12 protein-coding genes are annotated in these 16,170 nt (G+C 65.2%); 8 read left to right on the top strand and 4 right to left on the bottom strand.

The window, feature by feature from the left end:
- Positions 1 to 62 precede the first annotated feature (62 nt).
- Positions 63 to 440, top strand: a complete 378-nt coding sequence (locus CXQ81_RS18780) for a response regulator (protein ID WP_007924849.1) — start codon at positions 63 to 65, stop codon at positions 438 to 440.
- Positions 441 to 791: 351 nt separating this feature from the next.
- Here CXQ81_RS18780 and CXQ81_RS18775 read toward each other — a convergent pair whose 3' ends face one another.
- Entirely contained in the window at positions 792 to 1,847 is a 1,056-nt protein-coding gene (locus tag CXQ81_RS18775; RefSeq protein WP_101338157.1) for a lipopolysaccharide assembly protein LapB, read from the bottom strand.
- Between the two features lie 290 nt (positions 1,848 to 2,137).
- On the opposite strand from CXQ81_RS18775, the gene CXQ81_RS18770 reads away from it, so the two are divergent.
- The 3 genes from CXQ81_RS18770 to CXQ81_RS18760 are packed head-to-tail and all read left to right on the top strand — an operon-like array spanning position 2,138 to position 5,422.
- Positions 2,138 to 4,285: an FUSC family protein gene (locus CXQ81_RS18770; RefSeq protein WP_101338156.1), complete on the top strand. Its 2,148-nt coding sequence runs from the start codon at positions 2,138 to 2,140 to the stop codon at positions 4,283 to 4,285.
- Positions 4,275 to 4,478 carry a DUF1656 domain-containing protein gene (locus CXQ81_RS18765; RefSeq protein ID WP_007924845.1) on the top strand — a complete coding sequence of 68 codons (204 nt, stop codon included), beginning with the start codon at positions 4,275 to 4,277 and terminating at the stop codon, positions 4,476 to 4,478. Before CXQ81_RS18770 ends, CXQ81_RS18765 begins: the two co-directional genes overlap by 11 nt.
- On the top strand, positions 4,475 to 5,422 hold the full coding sequence (locus tag CXQ81_RS18760; protein WP_009044140.1) for an HlyD family secretion protein: 948 nt from the start codon (positions 4,475 to 4,477) through the stop codon (positions 5,420 to 5,422). Before CXQ81_RS18765 ends, CXQ81_RS18760 begins: the two co-directional genes overlap by 4 nt.
- 189 nt (positions 5,423 to 5,611) lie before the next feature.
- Here CXQ81_RS18760 and CXQ81_RS18755 read toward each other — a convergent pair whose 3' ends face one another.
- From CXQ81_RS18755 to mexE, 3 genes are read right to left on the bottom strand one after another with little or no spacing between them, the layout of a single operon-like run.
- Positions 5,612 to 7,033, bottom strand: coding sequence for an efflux transporter outer membrane subunit (locus tag CXQ81_RS18755; RefSeq protein ID WP_085530681.1), 1,422 nt, complete (start codon positions 7,031 to 7,033; stop codon positions 5,612 to 5,614).
- Positions 7,030 to 10,209, bottom strand: coding sequence for an efflux RND transporter permease subunit (locus CXQ81_RS18750; protein WP_101338155.1), 3,180 nt, complete (start codon positions 10,207 to 10,209; stop codon positions 7,030 to 7,032). The genes CXQ81_RS18755 and CXQ81_RS18750 overlap by 4 nt, the downstream gene beginning before the upstream one ends.
- A 15-nt stretch (positions 10,210 to 10,224) precedes the next feature.
- Positions 10,225 to 11,481 (bottom strand): multidrug efflux RND transporter periplasmic adaptor subunit MexE, encoded by a 1,257-nt coding sequence (gene mexE, locus CXQ81_RS18745; protein ID WP_009044137.1) that lies wholly within the window; start codon positions 11,479 to 11,481, stop codon positions 10,225 to 10,227.
- A 515-nt stretch (positions 11,482 to 11,996) separates the two neighbouring features.
- On the opposite strand from mexE, the gene CXQ81_RS18740 reads away from it, so the two are divergent.
- From CXQ81_RS18740 to CXQ81_RS18725, 4 genes are all read left to right on the top strand, one after another.
- On the top strand, positions 11,997 to 12,959 hold the full coding sequence (locus tag CXQ81_RS18740) for an ABC transporter substrate-binding protein (protein ID WP_101338154.1): 963 nt from the start codon (positions 11,997 to 11,999) through the stop codon (positions 12,957 to 12,959).
- A 16-nt stretch (positions 12,960 to 12,975) separates the two neighbouring features.
- Positions 12,976 to 14,295, top strand: coding sequence for an LLM class flavin-dependent oxidoreductase (locus tag CXQ81_RS18735; RefSeq protein WP_087090689.1), 1,320 nt, complete (start codon positions 12,976 to 12,978; stop codon positions 14,293 to 14,295).
- Between the two features lie 144 nt (positions 14,296 to 14,439).
- Positions 14,440 to 15,756, top strand: coding sequence for an NAD(P)/FAD-dependent oxidoreductase (locus CXQ81_RS18730; protein ID WP_101338153.1), 1,317 nt, complete (start codon positions 14,440 to 14,442; stop codon positions 15,754 to 15,756).
- Positions 15,756 to 16,166 (top strand): RidA family protein, encoded by a 411-nt coding sequence (locus CXQ81_RS18725; protein ID WP_007924833.1) that lies wholly within the window; start codon positions 15,756 to 15,758, stop codon positions 16,164 to 16,166. The genes CXQ81_RS18730 and CXQ81_RS18725 overlap by 1 nt, the downstream gene beginning before the upstream one ends.
- Positions 16,167 to 16,170: the final 4 nt, after the last annotated feature.

The raw sequence follows: 16,170 nt of genomic DNA, 5'->3' as shown, positions 1-16,170 counted from the left end.
ACGCAACCTTCTGGATGACCGGATGGTCGTATCAGCAGCTATTGACCGAACAAAGGCTTCTCATGAGTGAAGATGCACAAGACGTCGTACTGATCGTCGAAGATGAACCGGTGATTCTGATGTTGCTCGCCGACTATCTGTCGGGCCTGGGCTACCGGGTGTTGCAGGCGGAAAACGGCGAGCAGGCATTCGAGATCCTCGCCAGCAAACCGCACCTGGATGTGATGATCACCGACTACCGGCTGCCGGGCGGGATTACCGGGGTGATGATCGCCGAACCCGCGGTGAAACTGCGCCCCGACCTCAAGGTGATTTTCATCAGTGGCTATCCCACCGAGATTCTCGAATCCGGCAGCCCCATCGCGAGAAGCGCGCCGATCCTGGCCAAGCCCTTCGACCTCGACAGCCTGCAAGAGCAGATCCAGCGCCTGCTGGCGTGACCCTCTCTACAACCGCCGCGCTGTAGCCGCTGCCGAGCTTGCGAGGCTGCGATCGGACTGGGCGGCATGCCGAGGCAGTTGTCGCAAAGCCTGATTCTGCGGTGGATCAGAAAGATCCTGAACTCAGGACTTGCGCCTGCTGCGCAGGCGATCGCAGCCTGCGGCAGCGGCTACATGAAGTCTGCCGCGCTCCTGTAGCCGCTGCCGAGCCCGCGAGGCTGCGCTCGCCTGCAAAGCAGGCGTAAATCCAGGCCGCGCACTCCACCTGGTCCACCGCAGAATCAGGTTTTGCGACAACTGCGTTGTCGATCGCAGCCTTGCAGGCTCGGCAGCGGCTACAGGGAATAGCCTTTACAGGCCCTGCTGCAAGGCCGGATCGTCGGGGTTCTGTTGCTCCAGCTGGGCCAGGAGGATCTGCACGTTCTGCAACTGGCCGCTTTCCTTCCAATACTTGATCAGCAGCACCCGCGCCTTGCGGTTGGCGGGTTGGCGCTGGACGATTTCCTCGAGCTGTTTCTGCGCCGCTTCCAGCTCTTCTTCGCTGTGCAGGGTGGTGGCCAGGTCATAGCGGTAGTCGGCGTTGTTCGGCTCCAGTTCCACGGCGCGGGACAGGCCGAGCAGGGCGAACTCGCTCTGGTCGTGGTGCAGCAGCCACATGCCCAGGGCGTGTTGCAGGTAGGCGGAATCCTGTTGCGCCTGCAGTTGTTTGGCCAGCAGCTTGCGGGCATCTTCGCTGCGGCCCTGGCGGTCGAGCACCTCCAGTTGCAAGATCACCGCTTGCAGGTTGTCCGGTTGCAGGCTCAAGGCGTGCTCCAGCGTCTGCTGGGCCTGGTCCAGGTTGGCGTTGTGCAGGTACAGGCGCGCCAGTTGGTATTGCGCCTCGACGTTCTCCGGCTGGGCCTTGAGCACCTGGGTGTACTCATCGATCACTTGCTGCAGCGGTCCGAAATACAGGCCCTGTTCATCCGGCGACAAGCCGAGCAGGGCGGTGACGGCGGCGAAGCGCACGCCTTGCACTTCATCGTCCAGCAGAGGGCCGATCAGCAGGCTGCGCTGGCGCGCCGGGACCAGGCCGAGCACCGCCTGGATGGCGGCCTCGCGGACCTCGGGCTCGGCGTGGTGCAGGCCGGCGTCGGCCAGTTTCAGCGCCTGTGGGCTGGGGTAGTTGTGCAGCTCGGCGAGCAGGCGGATGCGCCGGCTGTCCGACAGGTCCGGACGCCCCAGCTGTTGATACAGCACCCGCGCCGCGCCGGGCTGGCCGTTGCGCGCCTGTTCCAGCGCCTTGCCGTAACCGTGCCTGATCGCATCCGGCACCGCCGGGGGCGTGGTACGCAGGAACAGCCACGCCAGGCCCAGGGCCAATACGACGAGGAGGCTGATCAACAGGGTGCGGCGGGGCTTGGTCATGCAGGCATCCATGGCAGGGGCGGCTTTACGAAGGCGCAAGCTTCGGTCAGGTTCCCCTCGGAGTCAAACCCGCTTGCGGGGCGGCGGGCAGGACTCGGGTTTTCGCGGCGGGGCCAGGCCGCAAGAGCGGCGCCGGCTGCTCCAATCACTCTGCTTGACCAAGCGATTGGCGCGAAGGATCGACAGTTCGGGAAAAATTGCCTTCCTGCCGGGAAGGCCGGGACGATAAGCTTTCCCGGCCGCAGACTGACTACGCTAGCCGCAGGTGCCCCTTTGTCCAGAACCCACTCATGCAGCCACTGATCAATTACTTCAAGGTCGTGATCCACCCGGGGGGCGCGGTGCTGCGCTTCGCCCTGCGTACCATCGCCGCCGGCCTCTTGACCCTGTACCTGGCGTTCATCTTCGACCTCGACCAGCCCAAGTGGTCGCTGATGGCGGTGATCATCGTCAGCCAGCCCCTGGCTGGCATGGCCCTGGCCCGCAGTTTCGGCCAGGTGGTCGGCACCACCCTGGGGGCCGCGGTGGCGGTGCTGATCATGGCGATCTTCCCCCAGGCGCCGCTGCCGTTCCTGGTCACCCTCGGCCTGTGGCTGGCGTTGTGCACCGCCGGCGGCACCTTGCTGCGCTACACCAGCTCCCAGGCCTTCGTGCTCAGTGGCTACACCGCGGTGGTGGTAGCGATGCTGGCGATCCCCGATCAAGGCAACACCCTGATGCTGGCCATTACCCGGGTCACCGAAACCCTGTTGGCGGTGGCTTGCGTCTGCGTGGTCAGCCTGCTGACGGCGCGGCCCGAGGCCGTGGCCCATGGTTACTTCGCCAAGATCGACCAGGTGCTCAAGTTGCTGGCGACCCACGCCGCGGCGGCGATTCGCACCGACGAAAGCGAGCCCGACTTCCACAAGCGGCAGATGCAGTTGCTGGGCGAGATCAGCGCCCTGGAAGGGTTGCGCCGCCACCTGTATTTCGACGCGCCACGCCTGCGCAGCGCCGATGGCTTGGTGCAACTGTTGGGCAACCAGCTGGTGCTGCTGACCTCGCGCCTCACCGTACTGCGCCACCAGCGCGAGCTGTTGCGGGCGCGCTGGGTCGGCGAGCTGCCGGAGGCGATCCAGCAACTGCGCGCCGACGAGCTGGCGTTTCTCGACGAGCTGGCGCAGCACGGCCGCGCCTTGCCCGCCGCCTCGCGGCAGCAGTTCGCGCACTTGCAGCAGCGCTTCGACGAACAGGCGCGACGCGCCGAGCGCGAGGCCGATGCCTTGCCCGCGACCCTGCGCTCCCTGGCCTGGGCCCTGCGCTGGGAGCAGGCGCGGATGCTCAAGCAGCTCGAAGACATTCTCGAATTCAGCGATGCCATCCAGGACGGTCGCCAGGCCAGTTGCCTGTACCGCCAGGGTCGCTCAAACCCACTGCACCTGGACTGGCCGCTGGCGGCGATGAATGCGCTGCGGGCCTTCACCGCGCTGCTGGTCGCCGGGCTGATCTGGATCGAAACCGCCTGGGACGGCGCGCGTTCGAGCATGGTCCTGGTGGGCATTCTCTGTTCGCTGATGGCGACCTTCCCGCGGCCCCTGGCGGCGGCGCAAAGCTATATGCGCGGCCAGGCCCTGGCGCTGGTGATCTCGGCGGTCTACGTCTTCGCCCTGGTGCCCTTGATCGGCGATTTCGAGTGGCTGGCGCTGTTGCTGGTGCCGCTGCTGTATACGGTCGCGGTGGGCCTGGCCAGCCCGATGACCGCCGGCATCGGCATGGGCCTGGGGCTGTCGAGCCTGCTGATGATCGGCCCGCAGAACATCGGCGCCTGGCAGAACAATGCCGCTCAGTGGTTCGAGTTCGCCGGGGCCTATGTCAGCGGCGGGGTGCTGTCGTTGCTGGTCTATGCGTTCATTTTTCCGTTCAACCCGGTGCTGCGCATTCGCCGCTTGTTCCGCGACACCCGCGAACAGGTGTACGCCTTGCAGAAAACCACGGCCAGCGATGAGGAGCAGTTTGTCTTCGAGAGCCGCATGGTCGACCGCCTGACCCAGATGCTCGGGCTGTTGCCCGCCGCCGGCGACCGGGCTTCCGCCGAACGTTTCGAGACCAGCCTGGCCTGCATGACCCTGGGCGTGGCGATGAACCAGCTCAAGCAGCAGAGCCTGGACAACCCCTGGCTGAGCAGCGCGGCCAACGCCGACCTGCAGCAGTTGCTGCGGCGGGTCGGGCGGTATGTGGCGGGGCGCCCGGGGCTGGATGTGGACCCACTGCTGGCGCGGCTGCGGGAACTGGGCGACCACCTGGACCAACTGCACACCGACGACCGGCCCCAGGCCCACGAACAGCTGTGGTCGGTGTTCCGCATGCGCGTCTCGCTGCTGATCGTCGGCGCCTTCCTGGAGCGCTACCGCCCCATGCTGCAACCCACGGAAACAGGAGAACCGGCCCTTGCCCATTGATTTCGAATTCGGCGGCGTCTACCTGCCGCCCATTGCCCAGGCCCTGTTGCTGGCCTTGCCGATTTTCCTGCTGCTCGACTGGGGGCTGCGGCGCCTCGGTGTATTGCGTTTCGTCTGGCACGAAGCGTTGTTCGAAGGGGCGCTGTATGCCTGCGTCTGCGCCACGGTCATTCTGTTGATGGGAAGCCTATGAATCTGAAAAATACCCTGGCCCGTTCGATCACCCTGGTGGCGGTAGTGCTGGCGCTCGTGCTGGGCTGGTTCGCCTGGGAGCATTACACCCGCGCGCCCTGGACCCGTGATGCGCGGGTGCGGGCCGATGTGGTGACCCTGTCGGCGGACGTCGCCGGGCGCATCGTCAGCCTGCGGGTGCAGGACAACCAGCACGTGGACAAGGGCCAACTGCTGCTGGAGATCGACCCGGCGCAATATGCCCTGGCCGTGGAGCATGCCAAACGCTCGGTGGAAGTGGCGGTCGCCACCCTCGGCCAGTCCGAGGCGGCGATTGCCGCCAGCGCGGCGCAGCTCAAGCAGCGGCAAAGCGAAGAGCGTCGACGCCGCAGCCTGAAGCAGGGCTTCGCGATTTCCGGCGAGGAGTGGGAGAAGTCCAATACCGATGTGGCGGTGGCCCAGGCCGACCTGTTGCGCGACCAGGCCAACCTCGGCCTGGCCCAGGCCAACGTGCACCTGGCCCAGGCCGCGCTGAAGCAGGCCGAACTGGACCTGCAGCGCACCCGGGTCGAAGCCCCGGTCAGCGGCTACGTGACCAACCTGCAGACCCGCCAGGGCGACTACGCCAGTGCCGGCGCGGCCTTGCTGGCCCTGGTGGACAGCGACTCTTTCTATATCAGTGGTTATTTCGAGGAGACCAAGCTGCCGCGGATCGAGGAGGGCAGCGCGGTGCGCATCCAGCTGATGAGCGGCGAGACCTTCAACGGCAAGGTGCAGAGCATCGCCTTCGCCATTACCGACCGCGAGAACTCCCAGGGCAGCCGCCTGCTGGCCAACATCAACCCCAGCTACACCTGGGTCAAGCTGGCGCAGCGGGTGCCGGTGCGGATCGCCATCGACCCCGATTACCCGGGCAAGGACAGGTTGCGCGCCGGCACCACGGCGACGGTGACGGTGCTGGAGTAGGTCGGGAAATGGCGGTGCCGGCGAGGGCGCCTATCGCGAGCAAGCTGTTCCATGGGCGTGCACGGCTCATGTAGGAGCGAGCTTGCTCGCGATGCTGTTCCATGGGCGAAAAAAAGCCCCGTGACCGAATGAGAACACGGGGCAAAAAATTGGTTGGTTGCGGCCAACCAAAGGAGCTCGGTTGAAGCCTTATTTGCTGGCGACCGTCTCCGGCTGCCAGCCGCCACCCAGGGCCTTGTAGATGGCGACGATGCCACGGTACAGGTCGACCTCGGCCTGGGCCTGGGAGTCCTCGGCGGCCAGGCGTTCGCGCTGGGCGTCGAGCAGCACCAGGAAATCGACGGTGCCTTCGCGGTAGCGGATCTCTGCCAGGTCGGCCGCGGCGCGGCTCGACTCGCTTTGGCGAATCAGCGAGATCAGGCGTTGCTGGCGCTTGCCGTAGTCGCTGAAAGCGTTTTCCGACTCTTCCAGGGCCAGCAGCACTTGCTGCTCGTAGGTCGCCAGGGCGCCGTCGGCGTCGGCATTGGCGCCCCGCAGACGGGCGCGCACGCTGCCCAGGTCGAAGGCCGCCCAGGTAATGCTCGGGCCCAGGGCCCAGGCATTGGCGGCCGAGGAGCCGATCTGCGAACCACGGCCGGCGGTGAAGCCGAGGAAGCCGCTGAGGCTGACCCGCGGGAACAGGTCGGCCTTGGCCACGCCGATCCGCGCGGTGGCGGCGGCCAGCTGGCGTTCGGCGCTGAGGATGTCCGGGCGGCGCTGCAGCAGTTCGCCCGGGTCGCCGATCGGCAGGGCCTTGGCAATCGCCGGCAACTGCGCGGGTTTGAGATCGACACTGAGCTTGTCCGGACGCTCGCCCAGCAGGGTGGCGATACGGTTGCGCTGGCGCACCTGTTCGGCCTGCAGTTGCGGCACGCTGGCCTCTACCGCGGCCAGGCGCGCGTCGGCGCGAACCACGTCGAGCTGGTCGCCGACGCCGGCGTCACGCAGGCTTTCGGTGATCTTGCGCGACTCCTGCTGGTTGTCCAGGTTGGCCAGGGCGATCTTTTCCCGCAGCTGAGCGCCACGCAGCTGGCCGTAGGCGTCCACCAGCTCGGCAATCATGGTGACTTGCAGCTGGTAGAGGTCGGCCTCGGCGGCCTGCTGGTCGGCTTCGCTGGCTTCCAGGTTGCGCTGGATGCGGCCGAACAGGTCCAGTTCCCAGGCCATGTCCAGGCCCAGGTCGTAGCGTTCGCTGTTGACCCGGCGGGTGGTCTGGCCGGGGATCTGACCCTTGGCCAGATCGCTGCTGGCGCGGCTGGTGATGGTCGGCATCGCATCGTTGCTGGCATCGTCGCGGATCGCCCGGGCGGCCCGCAGACGGGCGAAGGCCACGCGCAATTCACGGTTGCCCTGCAGGGACTTTGTCACCAGCTGGTTGAGCACCGGGTCGTCGAACTGCTGCCACCAGATGCCTTCGAAGCGCGCGCGGTCGAACTGCTTCTGGCCCGCGGCGCCATCGGCGGCGGCCGCGATATGGGCCGCCTCGGTGGTCGGGGTCTGGTAGTCCGGGCCGACGGCACAGGCACTCAGGGCCAGTGCCAGCAAACTCGGCAGGAAGACTTTCAGGCTCATTGTTGCGCCTCCAGTTTCAGGGCACGGGTCGCTTTGCGGGCTTCGCTGCGCTCCACATAGTTGCGGATCAGGACGTAGAACACCGGGGTCAGCAGCAGGCCGAAGAAGGTCACCCCGAGCATCCCGGAGAACACCGCGACACCCATGGCATGACGCATTTCCGCGCCGGCGCCGCTGGAGAACACCAGGGGCACCACACCCATGATGAAGGCGAACGAGGTCATCAGGATCGGCCGCAGACGCAGGCGGCAGGCTTCCAGGACCGCGGCCAGCGGATCAAGGCCCTCTTGTTGCTTGTCCTTGGCGAACTCGACGATCAGGATCGCGTTCTTGCACGCCAGGCCCACCAGTACGATCAGGCCGATCTGGGTAAAGATGTTGTTGTCGCCACCGGACAGGATCACCCCGGCGATGGCCGACAGCAGGGTCATGGGCACGATCAGGATCACCGCCAGCGGCAGGCTCCAGCTCTCGTATTGCGCGGCCAGTACCAGGAAGGCCAGCAGCACGCAGAGCGGGAAGACGAACAGCGCGGTGTTACCGGCCAGGATCTGCTGGTAGGTCAGCTCGGTCCATTCGTAGGTCATGCCGTTGGGCAGCTCTTCCTTGAGCAGTTTCTCGATCGCCGCTTCCGCCTGGCCGGAGCTGTAGCCCGGTGCGGCCGCGCCGTTGATTTCCGCGGTGACGAAGCCGTTGTAGTGCATCACGCGGTCGGGACCGGCGGTGTCACTGACCTTGATGAAGGTCGCCAGCGGGATCATCTCGCCCTTGTTGTTGCGTACTTTCAGCTGGCCGATCTGCTCGGCTTCGAGACGGAACTGCTGTTCAGCCTGGACGTTGACCTGGTAGGTACGGCCAAAACGGTTGAAGTCGTTGGCGTACAGCGAGCCCAGGTAGACCTGCAGGGTGTCGAAGATATCGCTGATGGCCACGCCGTGGGTCTTGGCCTTTTCCCGGTCGATAGCCGCGTCGACCTGGGGCACGTTGACCTGATAGCTGGTGAACAGCCCGGCCAGTTCCGGCACGCTGCGACTCTTGGCGATGACGTTCTGCACTTCTTTATACAGCTCTTCGTAACCCATGCCGCTGCGGTCCTCGACCTGCAGGCGGAACCCGCCGATGGTCCCCAGGCCCTGTACCGGCGGCGGTGGGAAGATCGCCATATAGGCTTCCTGGATATCGGCGTACTTGCCGTTCAGGGCGCCGGCGATGGCCCCGGCGGACATGCTCGGGTCCTTGCGCTCGTCGAAAGGCTTGAGGGTCACGAACACGATGCCGTTGTTCGGGCTGTTGGTGAAACCGTTGATCGACAGGCCCGGGAAGGCCACCGCGCTTTCCACGCCCGGTTGCTTCAGGGCGATGTCGGACATGCGCTTGATCACGTCCTCGGTGCGGTCCAGGCTCGCGGCGTCCGGCAGTTGGGCGAAGGCCACCAGGTATTGCTTGTCCTGGGCCGGGACGAAGCCCATCGGCGTATGGGCGAAGCCGAACCAGGTCAGTACCATCAGGCCCGCGTAGAGGAACAGGGCGATGCCGCTGCCACGAATCACCCGGCGCACGGTGCCGACGTAACCACCACTTGCCCGGTCGAAGAAGCGGTTGAAGGGTTTGAACAGCCAGCCACCCAGCAACTTGTCGAGGAACTTGGAGAAGCCGTCCTTCGGGGCGTGGTGATCCTTGAGCAATACCGCGGCCAGGGCCGGCGACAGGGTCAGGGAGTTGAAGGCCGAGATCACCGTGGAGATCGCGATGGTCAGGGCGAACTGCTTGTAGAACTGCCCGGTCAGGCCGCTGATGAAGGCCGCCGGCACGAACACCGCGCAGAGCACCAGGGCGGTGGCGATGATCGGCCCGGTCACTTCGCGCATGGCGCGCTTGGTGGCTTCCACCGGGTTCAGGCCGAGGCCGATATTACGCTCGACGTTTTCCACCACCACGATGGCGTCGTCCACCACGATACCGATGGCCAGCACCAGCCCGAACAGCGACAGGGCGTTGAGCGAGAAGCCGAACAGGTGCATCACGGCAAAGGTACCGATCAGCGAGACCGGCACCGCCACCAGCGGGATGATCGAGGCGCGCCAGGTCTGCAGGAACAGGATCACCACCAGCACCACCAGGATCAGCGCTTCGAACAGGGTATGCACCACTGCCTCGATGGAGCCACGCACGAAGATGGTCGGGTCGTAGACGATGCTGAAGTCCATGCCTTGCGGGAAGCTCTGTTTCAGCTCGGCCATCTTGGCCCGCACTTCGTTGGAAATCTCGATGGCGTTGGAGCCAGGGCGCTGGAAGATCGGGATCGCCACCGCCGGCTGGTTGTTCAGCAGCGAACGCAGGGCGTACTGGTTGGAACCCAGCTCGACCCGGGCGATGTCTTTCAGGCGGGTGATCTCGCCGTTGTCGCCGGAGCGGATGATGATGTTCTCGAACTCTTCCTCGGTCACCAGGCGACCCTGGGTGTTGACCGACAGCTGGAAGCTGGTGGCGCTCGGCGCGGGCGGGGCGCCCAGGGTACCGGCGGCGACCTGGCGGTTCTGCTCGCGAATGGCGGTGACCACGTCGGTGGCGGTCAGGTTGCGCGAAGCGGTCTTGTTCGGATCGAGCCAGACCCGCAGCGAGTAGTCGCCCATGCCGAACAGCTGCACATCGCCGACACCGCCGAGGCGCGCCAGCTCATCCTTGATATTGAGGATGGCGTAGTTGGACAGGTAGAGCATGTCGTAGCGTTTGTCCGGCGAGGTCAAGTGCACGACCATGGTCAGGTCGGGCGAGGCCTTGTCCACGGTGATGCCGATGCGCGTCACCTCTTCAGGCAGCTTGGGCTCGGTGCGGGTCACGCGGTTCTGCACCTGCACCTGGGCGTTGTCCAGGTCGGTACCCAGGGCGAAGGTGATGGTCAGGGTGATCTTGCCGTCGGCGGTGGACTGCGAGGACATGTAGAGCATGTTCTCGACGCCGGTGATGGCCTGCTCCAGGGGCGCGGCCACGGTTTCGCCGATGACTTTCGGGTTGGCGCCCGGGAAGTTGGCGCGCACCACCACGGTCGGCGGTACCACTTCCGGGTATTCGCTGATGGGCAGCTGGAACAGCGAGATGGAGCCGGCGATCAGGATCAGCAGCGACAGCACCGCTGCGAAGATCGGCCGTGAAATGAAGAATTGGGAGAAATTCATCTTGAGTCTTTTCCCTTAACCGCGTGGAGTCGCAGCGCTGGCCAGTTTCGCAGCCGCTTCAGACGCGCCCTTGGCGGGGGCGACTTGAGGCAGATTGCTGGCTTCCAGGGCCTTTCTTTGTTGCGCCAGGGCGGCGAGGGTTTCCTTGCTGGCCATCGGCACCACTTCAGGGCTGACCGGCGCGCCCGGACGGGCGCGCTGCAGACCCTTGACGATGATGGTGTCGTCCTTGTTCAGGCCGTTGCGCACGATGCGCAGGCCTTCGATCTTCGGCCCCAGCTCGACGGCGCGGTACGCCGGCTTGTTGTCGGCATCCATCACCAGCACGAACTTCTTGCCCAGGTCGGTCCCCACCGCTTCGTCGTTGATCAGCACGGCGGAGTAGGTGCCGCTGCCCACCAGTTTCAGGCGCGCATAGAGGCCCGGGGTGTAGCTGCCGTCGGCGTTGTCGAACACCGCGCGACCGCGGATGGTGCCGGTCTGCGGGTTGACCTGGTTGTCGACGAAGTTCATCTGGCCCAGGTGCGGGTGGCCTTCTTCATTGGACAGGCCGAGGTAGACCGGGGTGGTCTGGCCACGCTGGCCCTGGCGGGCGAGCTGGGCGTACTTGAGGTACACGCGCTCGTCGGCGTCGAAGTAGGCGTAGACCTTGTCGGTGGAGACCACGCTGGTCAGCGGGGTGACATCGGCGGTCACCAGGTTGCCGGCGGTGATTTGCGCACGGCTGACGCGACCGCTGATGGGCGCGCTGACCCGGGTGAAACTCAGGTTGAGCTTGGCCACGTCCAGTTGCGCCTGGATTGCGTCGACTCCGGCGCGGGCTTCCTGGGCGGCGCTGGTGCGGGTGTCGGCCAGCTCGGCGGAGATCGCGTTGCTGGTCAGCAGGCGCTGGCCGCGCTGGGCTTCATTGGCACTGCGGGTGGCGGTGGCGCGGGCTTGTTGCAGCTGGGCTTCCAGGCGGCGCACTTCGGCCTGGAACGGCCGCGGGTCGATCTGGAACAGCAGGTCGCCTTTTTTCACCAGGGCGCCTTCGGTGAAGGCCACCTGGTCGATCTGGCCGGAAACCCGTGGGCGGATCTCTACGGTTTCCGGCGCCTCGAGGCGCCCGGTGAACTCGTCCCATTCGTTGACCGGCTGTTCGAGCACCTTGGCTACGCTGACTTTGGCGGCGGGCATGCTGGCGGCCGTTTCCGGCGCCTTGCCACAAGCGCTCATCACCAGCACGGCCAGGAGTGCGAGAGGGAAGCGTAAGTGTTTGAGTGACTGTTCCATGGATCATCCGCCAATGTATTTGAGATGGGCGGATGATGCTCGGCAGGGTTGTATCGCACGAATCGAATGAGACGAAGGTAACTATCATTCGGAATGATATAAGCGCGATGAAAGCCCTCTAGCATGCACCTTTCGTTAGGGGGCTATCAATTCCCTAAACGGAATTTCATTGTTTCCGCGATTGCAAGGGTAGGAGGCAGAAGCGCGGGGAGGGGACTCATCCTGGCGCGAGCCATCGTGGATCGACCCACGGGTTTTGCACCCGACTGAAAAGCGGCATTTGCCCCGCTGGAGCGAGCCGGCTCGCGGTAGGCCTGGGTTGCGAGGGAGAGGGCTTCGGCAGGTGCGTTACGCCAGGCTCGTCTTTAAATGCAAATTTTGCATATTAAGTTATTCCTAAAATGACTTTTACAGCGCTCCTCGATGTCGTTAGCTTATAGGCTGTGGTTTTTAAGGTTTCTTCTTATATAACCAAATAGATTACAGCCCCGACTTTCGACTTCCTGGAGATTGCCTTGCGTACACTTCTGCAACTGGCCGCCGCCGCGCTGGCCGCGTCCATCAGCCTCGATGCCTCGGCGCTCACCCTCACCGTCGGCGACCAAAGCTACAACACCCGCGCGGTGATGGATGCCGCCGGTGTGCTCGACAACCTGCCTTATACCCTGGAGTGGAAGCAGTTCACCGCCGGCTCGCCGGTGGCCGAAGCGCTGAACTCCGGCAGCCTCGACCTCGGGTTGCTGGGGGATGCACCGCCGCTGTTCCTCGGTGCCCTGGGGGCGCCGATCAAGGTGATCGCGGTCACCCAGCAGAACCTTTCCGGGGTGGCCATCGTGGTCAACCAGGATTCGCCGATCAAGACCGTCGCCGACATCCGCGGCAAACGCGTGGCGATCTGGAAGGGTTCCTGGAGCCAGCAACTGCTGTTCAGCGCGTTGGACAAGGCTGGCGTGCCCCGTGACGCGGTGGACATCCGCTACCTCAGCGCCCTCGATGCCTTCCATGCGCTGGAAGGCGGCTCGGTGGATGTGATCGCCACCTGGGAACCCTACGTGACGCAACAGGAGCGGCGCGACGGCCGGGTGATCGCCACGGCGCAAGGGCTGATCCCGGCGCAGAGTTTCGTGGTCGGCAACAACCGTTCCCTGGAAGAAAAACGCGCGGCCATCAGTGATTTCCTGCAACGACTGAAAAAAGCCCGGTCCTGGAGCGTAAACGATCCCGCCCATAGCGAGGCCTATGCCGATGCCTGGGCCGAGCGCACCCGCGCCGATCGCGAGATCGCCCGTGCCTGGTTCCGTCGGGCGAAAACCGACGTGGGGCCGATCAGCCCGCAGAACATCGCCGACGCCCAGAAGACCGTGGATTTCTTCAGTGGCATTGGTCTGATCAAGTCCTACCCGGCCGCCAGCCTGTTCGACACTTCCTTTAATGCCGCCTTGCAGAATCCTTCTGTGACGCTTCAGGCCGCGCCGTAACCACCAAGGACCTTCCATGAGCACACGACAACTGAAACTGGGCGCCCTGACCATGGGTGTCGGTGGCCCCGGCCGGCACAACCTGTGGCTGGACCCCGAATTGCCGGCCGACGCCAGCGTCAATATCGACTGGTACATCGACATTGCGCGCCAGGCCGAGGCGGCGTTGTTCGACCTGATCTTTATCGTCGACAGCCAGTTCATCACCCCGGGTTCGCCGCCCCATTACCTGAATCGCCTGGAACCGCTGACGCTGCTCTCGGCCCTGGCGGTGAGCACGCGGCATATCGGCCTGGTGGGCACGCTCACCACTTCCTATAACGAGCCGTTCAACGTCGCCCGCCGCCTGGCGTCGCTGGACCTGATCAGCAAAGGCCGCGCCGGCTGGAATGTGGTCACCAGCGGCGACGCCGGCACCGCCGGCAACTACGGGCGTGACGAGCACTACGACTACGACACCCGCTATGGCCGGGCCCGGGAGCATGTGCAGGTGGTGCAGGGCTTGTGGCAGTCCTGGGAGGACGACGCCTTTGTCCGGGATCGTGCCAGCGGGCGTTATTTCGACCCGGCCAAGCTGCATGCGCTGAATCACAAGGGCGAGCATTTTTCCGTGGTCGGGCCGCTCAATCTGCAACGCTCGCCACAAGGTCAGCCGGTGATCTTCCAGGCGGGTGACTCCGAACAGGGGCGTGAGCTGGGCGCGGCGATTGCCGACGTGGTCTTCACCCATGCCCCGAGCCTGGAGCAGGGCCAGGCGTTCTACCGGGAAATCAAGGAGCGTGCGCTGCGCCAGGGCCGCGATCCCGAGCAGGTGCTGGTGCTGCCGGGGGCCGAGGTGTTCGTTAGCGATAGCGACGAGCAGGCGCGGGAGCTCGAACGCCATTACCACGCGGCCGATCACAGCTTCGAGCAGGCCCTGCTGGAGTTCGGCCGTTCCTTTGGCTGGCACGACTTCAGCCAGTACGAACTGGATGCACCTTTCCCGGCCCAGGCCCTGGAGTTCGCCCGCAGCAGCTTTTTCACGGTGGCCAAGCGCATCACCGATCGCGCGGTCAGCGAAGGGCTCAGCCTGCGCCAGGCGGTGCAAGCCTCCCGGCAATTGCGCCCGGGTGCCTTTGTCGGCAGCGCCGAAACCGTCGCGGCGAAGATGAGTGAGTGGTTCGAGGCGCGGGCCGTGGACGGTTTCAACATCTATATCGGCCACCCGGGGCAGTTTCGCCGGTTCACCGAGGAAGTAGTGCCCTTGCTCCAGGAGCGTGGGGTGTACCGCCGCGAATACCCGGGCAGCACCTTGCGCGAAAACCTCGGGCTGAGGATTCCGCGCAATCTGCGCTGATGCACAGAAACCCCCGATAGCCAGACAGTTTTTTACTCTCTAGCAACCACAAAAATCATAATTTCGGCATTTCCCGCCTTCTCCCAGAATGCGTCCTACACCTCCCACGGCTGCCTACGTGGGATCACTCAACAGGGCGCAGACATGACAACCCATAAAACAATAATCGACACGCTTGTAGTGGGCGCCGGCCAAGCCGGCGTGGCCACGAGCGAACACCTGAGCCGCCTGGGCGTGCCGCACCTGGTGCTGGAACGCAACCGCATCGCCGAAGCCTGGCGCACCGGGCGCTGGGATTCGCTGGTGGCCAACGGCCCGGCCTGGCACGACCGCTTTCCGGGCCTGGAATTCGAAGGCCTGGACCCCGATGCCTTCGCCGGCAAGGACCAGGTCGCCGACTACTTCGAAACCTACGCCCGCAAGTTCAATGCGCCGATCCGCACCGGCGTCGAAGTCAGGAAGGTGGTGCGTAACGCCAACCACCCGGGCTTCACCGTGGACACCAGCGACGGGGTGATCGAAGCCCGGCAAGTGGTGGTGGCCACCGGTCCGTTCCAGTGCCCGGTGATCCCGCCGATCGCCCCGCAGGATCAGCGTGTGCTGCAAATGCACTCGGCGGCCTACCGCAATCCGCAACAGCTGCCCGAAGGCGCGGTGCTGGTAGTGGGCGCCGGTTCGTCGGGGGTGCAGATCGCCGATGAACTGCAACGTGCCGGCAAGCAGGTCTACCTCTCGGTCGGCGCCCATGACCGTCCGCCGCGGGCCTACCGCAACCGTGACTTCTGCTGGTGGCTGGGGGTGCTTGGCGAGTGGGATGCCGAGACCATGCAGCCGGGCAAGGAGCACGTGACCATCGCCGTCAGCGGCGCCCGTGGCGGGCATACCGTGGACTTCCGCCGGCTGGCCCACCAGGGCATGACCCTGGTCGGCCTGACCAAGGCTTTCGAGAACGGCGTGGTCAGCTTCGAGGCCAACCTGGCCGAGAACATTGCCCGCGGCGACGAAAACTACCTGGCGCTGCTCGACGCCGCCGATGCCTACATCGCCCGCAACGGCCTGGACCTGCCGCAAGAGCCCGAAGCGCGGGTGATGCTGCCGGACCCGCCGTGCCTGACCCAGCCGATCCTCGAACTCGACCTGGTCAAGGCTGGCGTCGCCACCATCATCTGGGCCACCGGTTATTCGGTGGACTACAGCTGGCTGCAGGTCGACGCTTTCAAGGACAACGGCAAGCCCCGGCACCAGCGCGGCGTGTCCAGCGAGCCCGGGGTCTATTTCGTCGGCCTGCCGTGGCTGTCGCGCCGTGGCTCGGCGTTTATCTGGGGCGTGTGGCACGACGCCCGGCACATCGCCGAGCATATCGTCAAACAGCGCATCTACTTCGATTACCGCGACGCCGCGCAGCGTCAAGCCGAGCGCGAATCCGCCACTCAACCCGCCAGCCGCATGGGAGCCCGCTGATGCCTACTCATACCCGCATCCGCATGTTCAACACCAAAGACACCTACCCGAACCAGAGCCTGGACAACGACCTGTGCCAGGCCGTGCGCGCCGGCAACACCGTGTATGTGCGCGGCCAGGTCGGCACTGACTTCAATGGCCAGCTGGTCGGCCTCGGCGACCCTCGGGCCCAGGCCGAGCAGGCCATGCGCAACGTCAAGCAACTGCTGGAAGAGGCCGGCAGCGACCTCAGCCATATCGTCAAGACCACCACCTACCTGATCGACCCGCGTTACCGCGAACCGGTCTACCAGGAGGTCGGCAAGTGGCTCAAGGGCGTGTTCCCGATCTCCACCGGGCTGGTGGTCAGCGCCCTGGGCCAGCCGCAGTGGCTGATGGAAATCGACGTGATCGCGGTTATCCCCGAATAAGGAG

This window comes from Pseudomonas sp. 09C 129 (assembly GCF_002843625.1).
GTDB lineage: Bacteria > Pseudomonadota > Gammaproteobacteria > Pseudomonadales > Pseudomonadaceae > Aquipseudomonas > Aquipseudomonas chlororaphis.
The sequence above is the reverse complement of the archived record's forward strand: the minus strand, read 5'-3'. Positions and strand labels throughout refer to the sequence as shown.

What these genes read in the sequence shown, in the direction of transcription:
- CXQ81_RS18780 (WP_007924849.1), top strand. Translation starts at nt 63, where the DNA reads ATGAGTGAAGATGCACAAGACGTCGTACTGATCGTCGAAGATGAACCG.
- CXQ81_RS18775 (WP_101338157.1), bottom strand. Translation starts at nt 1,847, where the DNA reads ATGACCAAGCCCCGCCGCACCCTGTTGATCAGCCTCCTCGTCGTATTG.
- CXQ81_RS18770 (WP_101338156.1), top strand. Translation starts at nt 2,138, where the DNA reads ATGCAGCCACTGATCAATTACTTCAAGGTCGTGATCCACCCGGGGGGC.
- CXQ81_RS18760 (WP_009044140.1), top strand. Translation starts at nt 4,475, where the DNA reads ATGAATCTGAAAAATACCCTGGCCCGTTCGATCACCCTGGTGGCGGTA.
- CXQ81_RS18755 (WP_085530681.1), bottom strand. Translation starts at nt 7,033, where the DNA reads ATGAGCCTGAAAGTCTTCCTGCCGAGTTTGCTGGCACTGGCCCTGAGT.
- CXQ81_RS18750 (WP_101338155.1), bottom strand. Translation starts at nt 10,209, where the DNA reads ATGAATTTCTCCCAATTCTTCATTTCACGGCCGATCTTCGCAGCGGTG.
- mexE (WP_009044137.1), bottom strand. Translation starts at nt 11,481, where the DNA reads ATGGAACAGTCACTCAAACACTTACGCTTCCCTCTCGCACTCCTGGCC.
- CXQ81_RS18735 (WP_087090689.1), top strand. Translation starts at nt 12,976, where the DNA reads ATGAGCACACGACAACTGAAACTGGGCGCCCTGACCATGGGTGTCGGT.
- CXQ81_RS18730 (WP_101338153.1), top strand. Translation starts at nt 14,440, where the DNA reads ATGACAACCCATAAAACAATAATCGACACGCTTGTAGTGGGCGCCGGC.
- CXQ81_RS18725 (WP_007924833.1), top strand. Translation starts at nt 15,756, where the DNA reads ATGCCTACTCATACCCGCATCCGCATGTTCAACACCAAAGACACCTAC.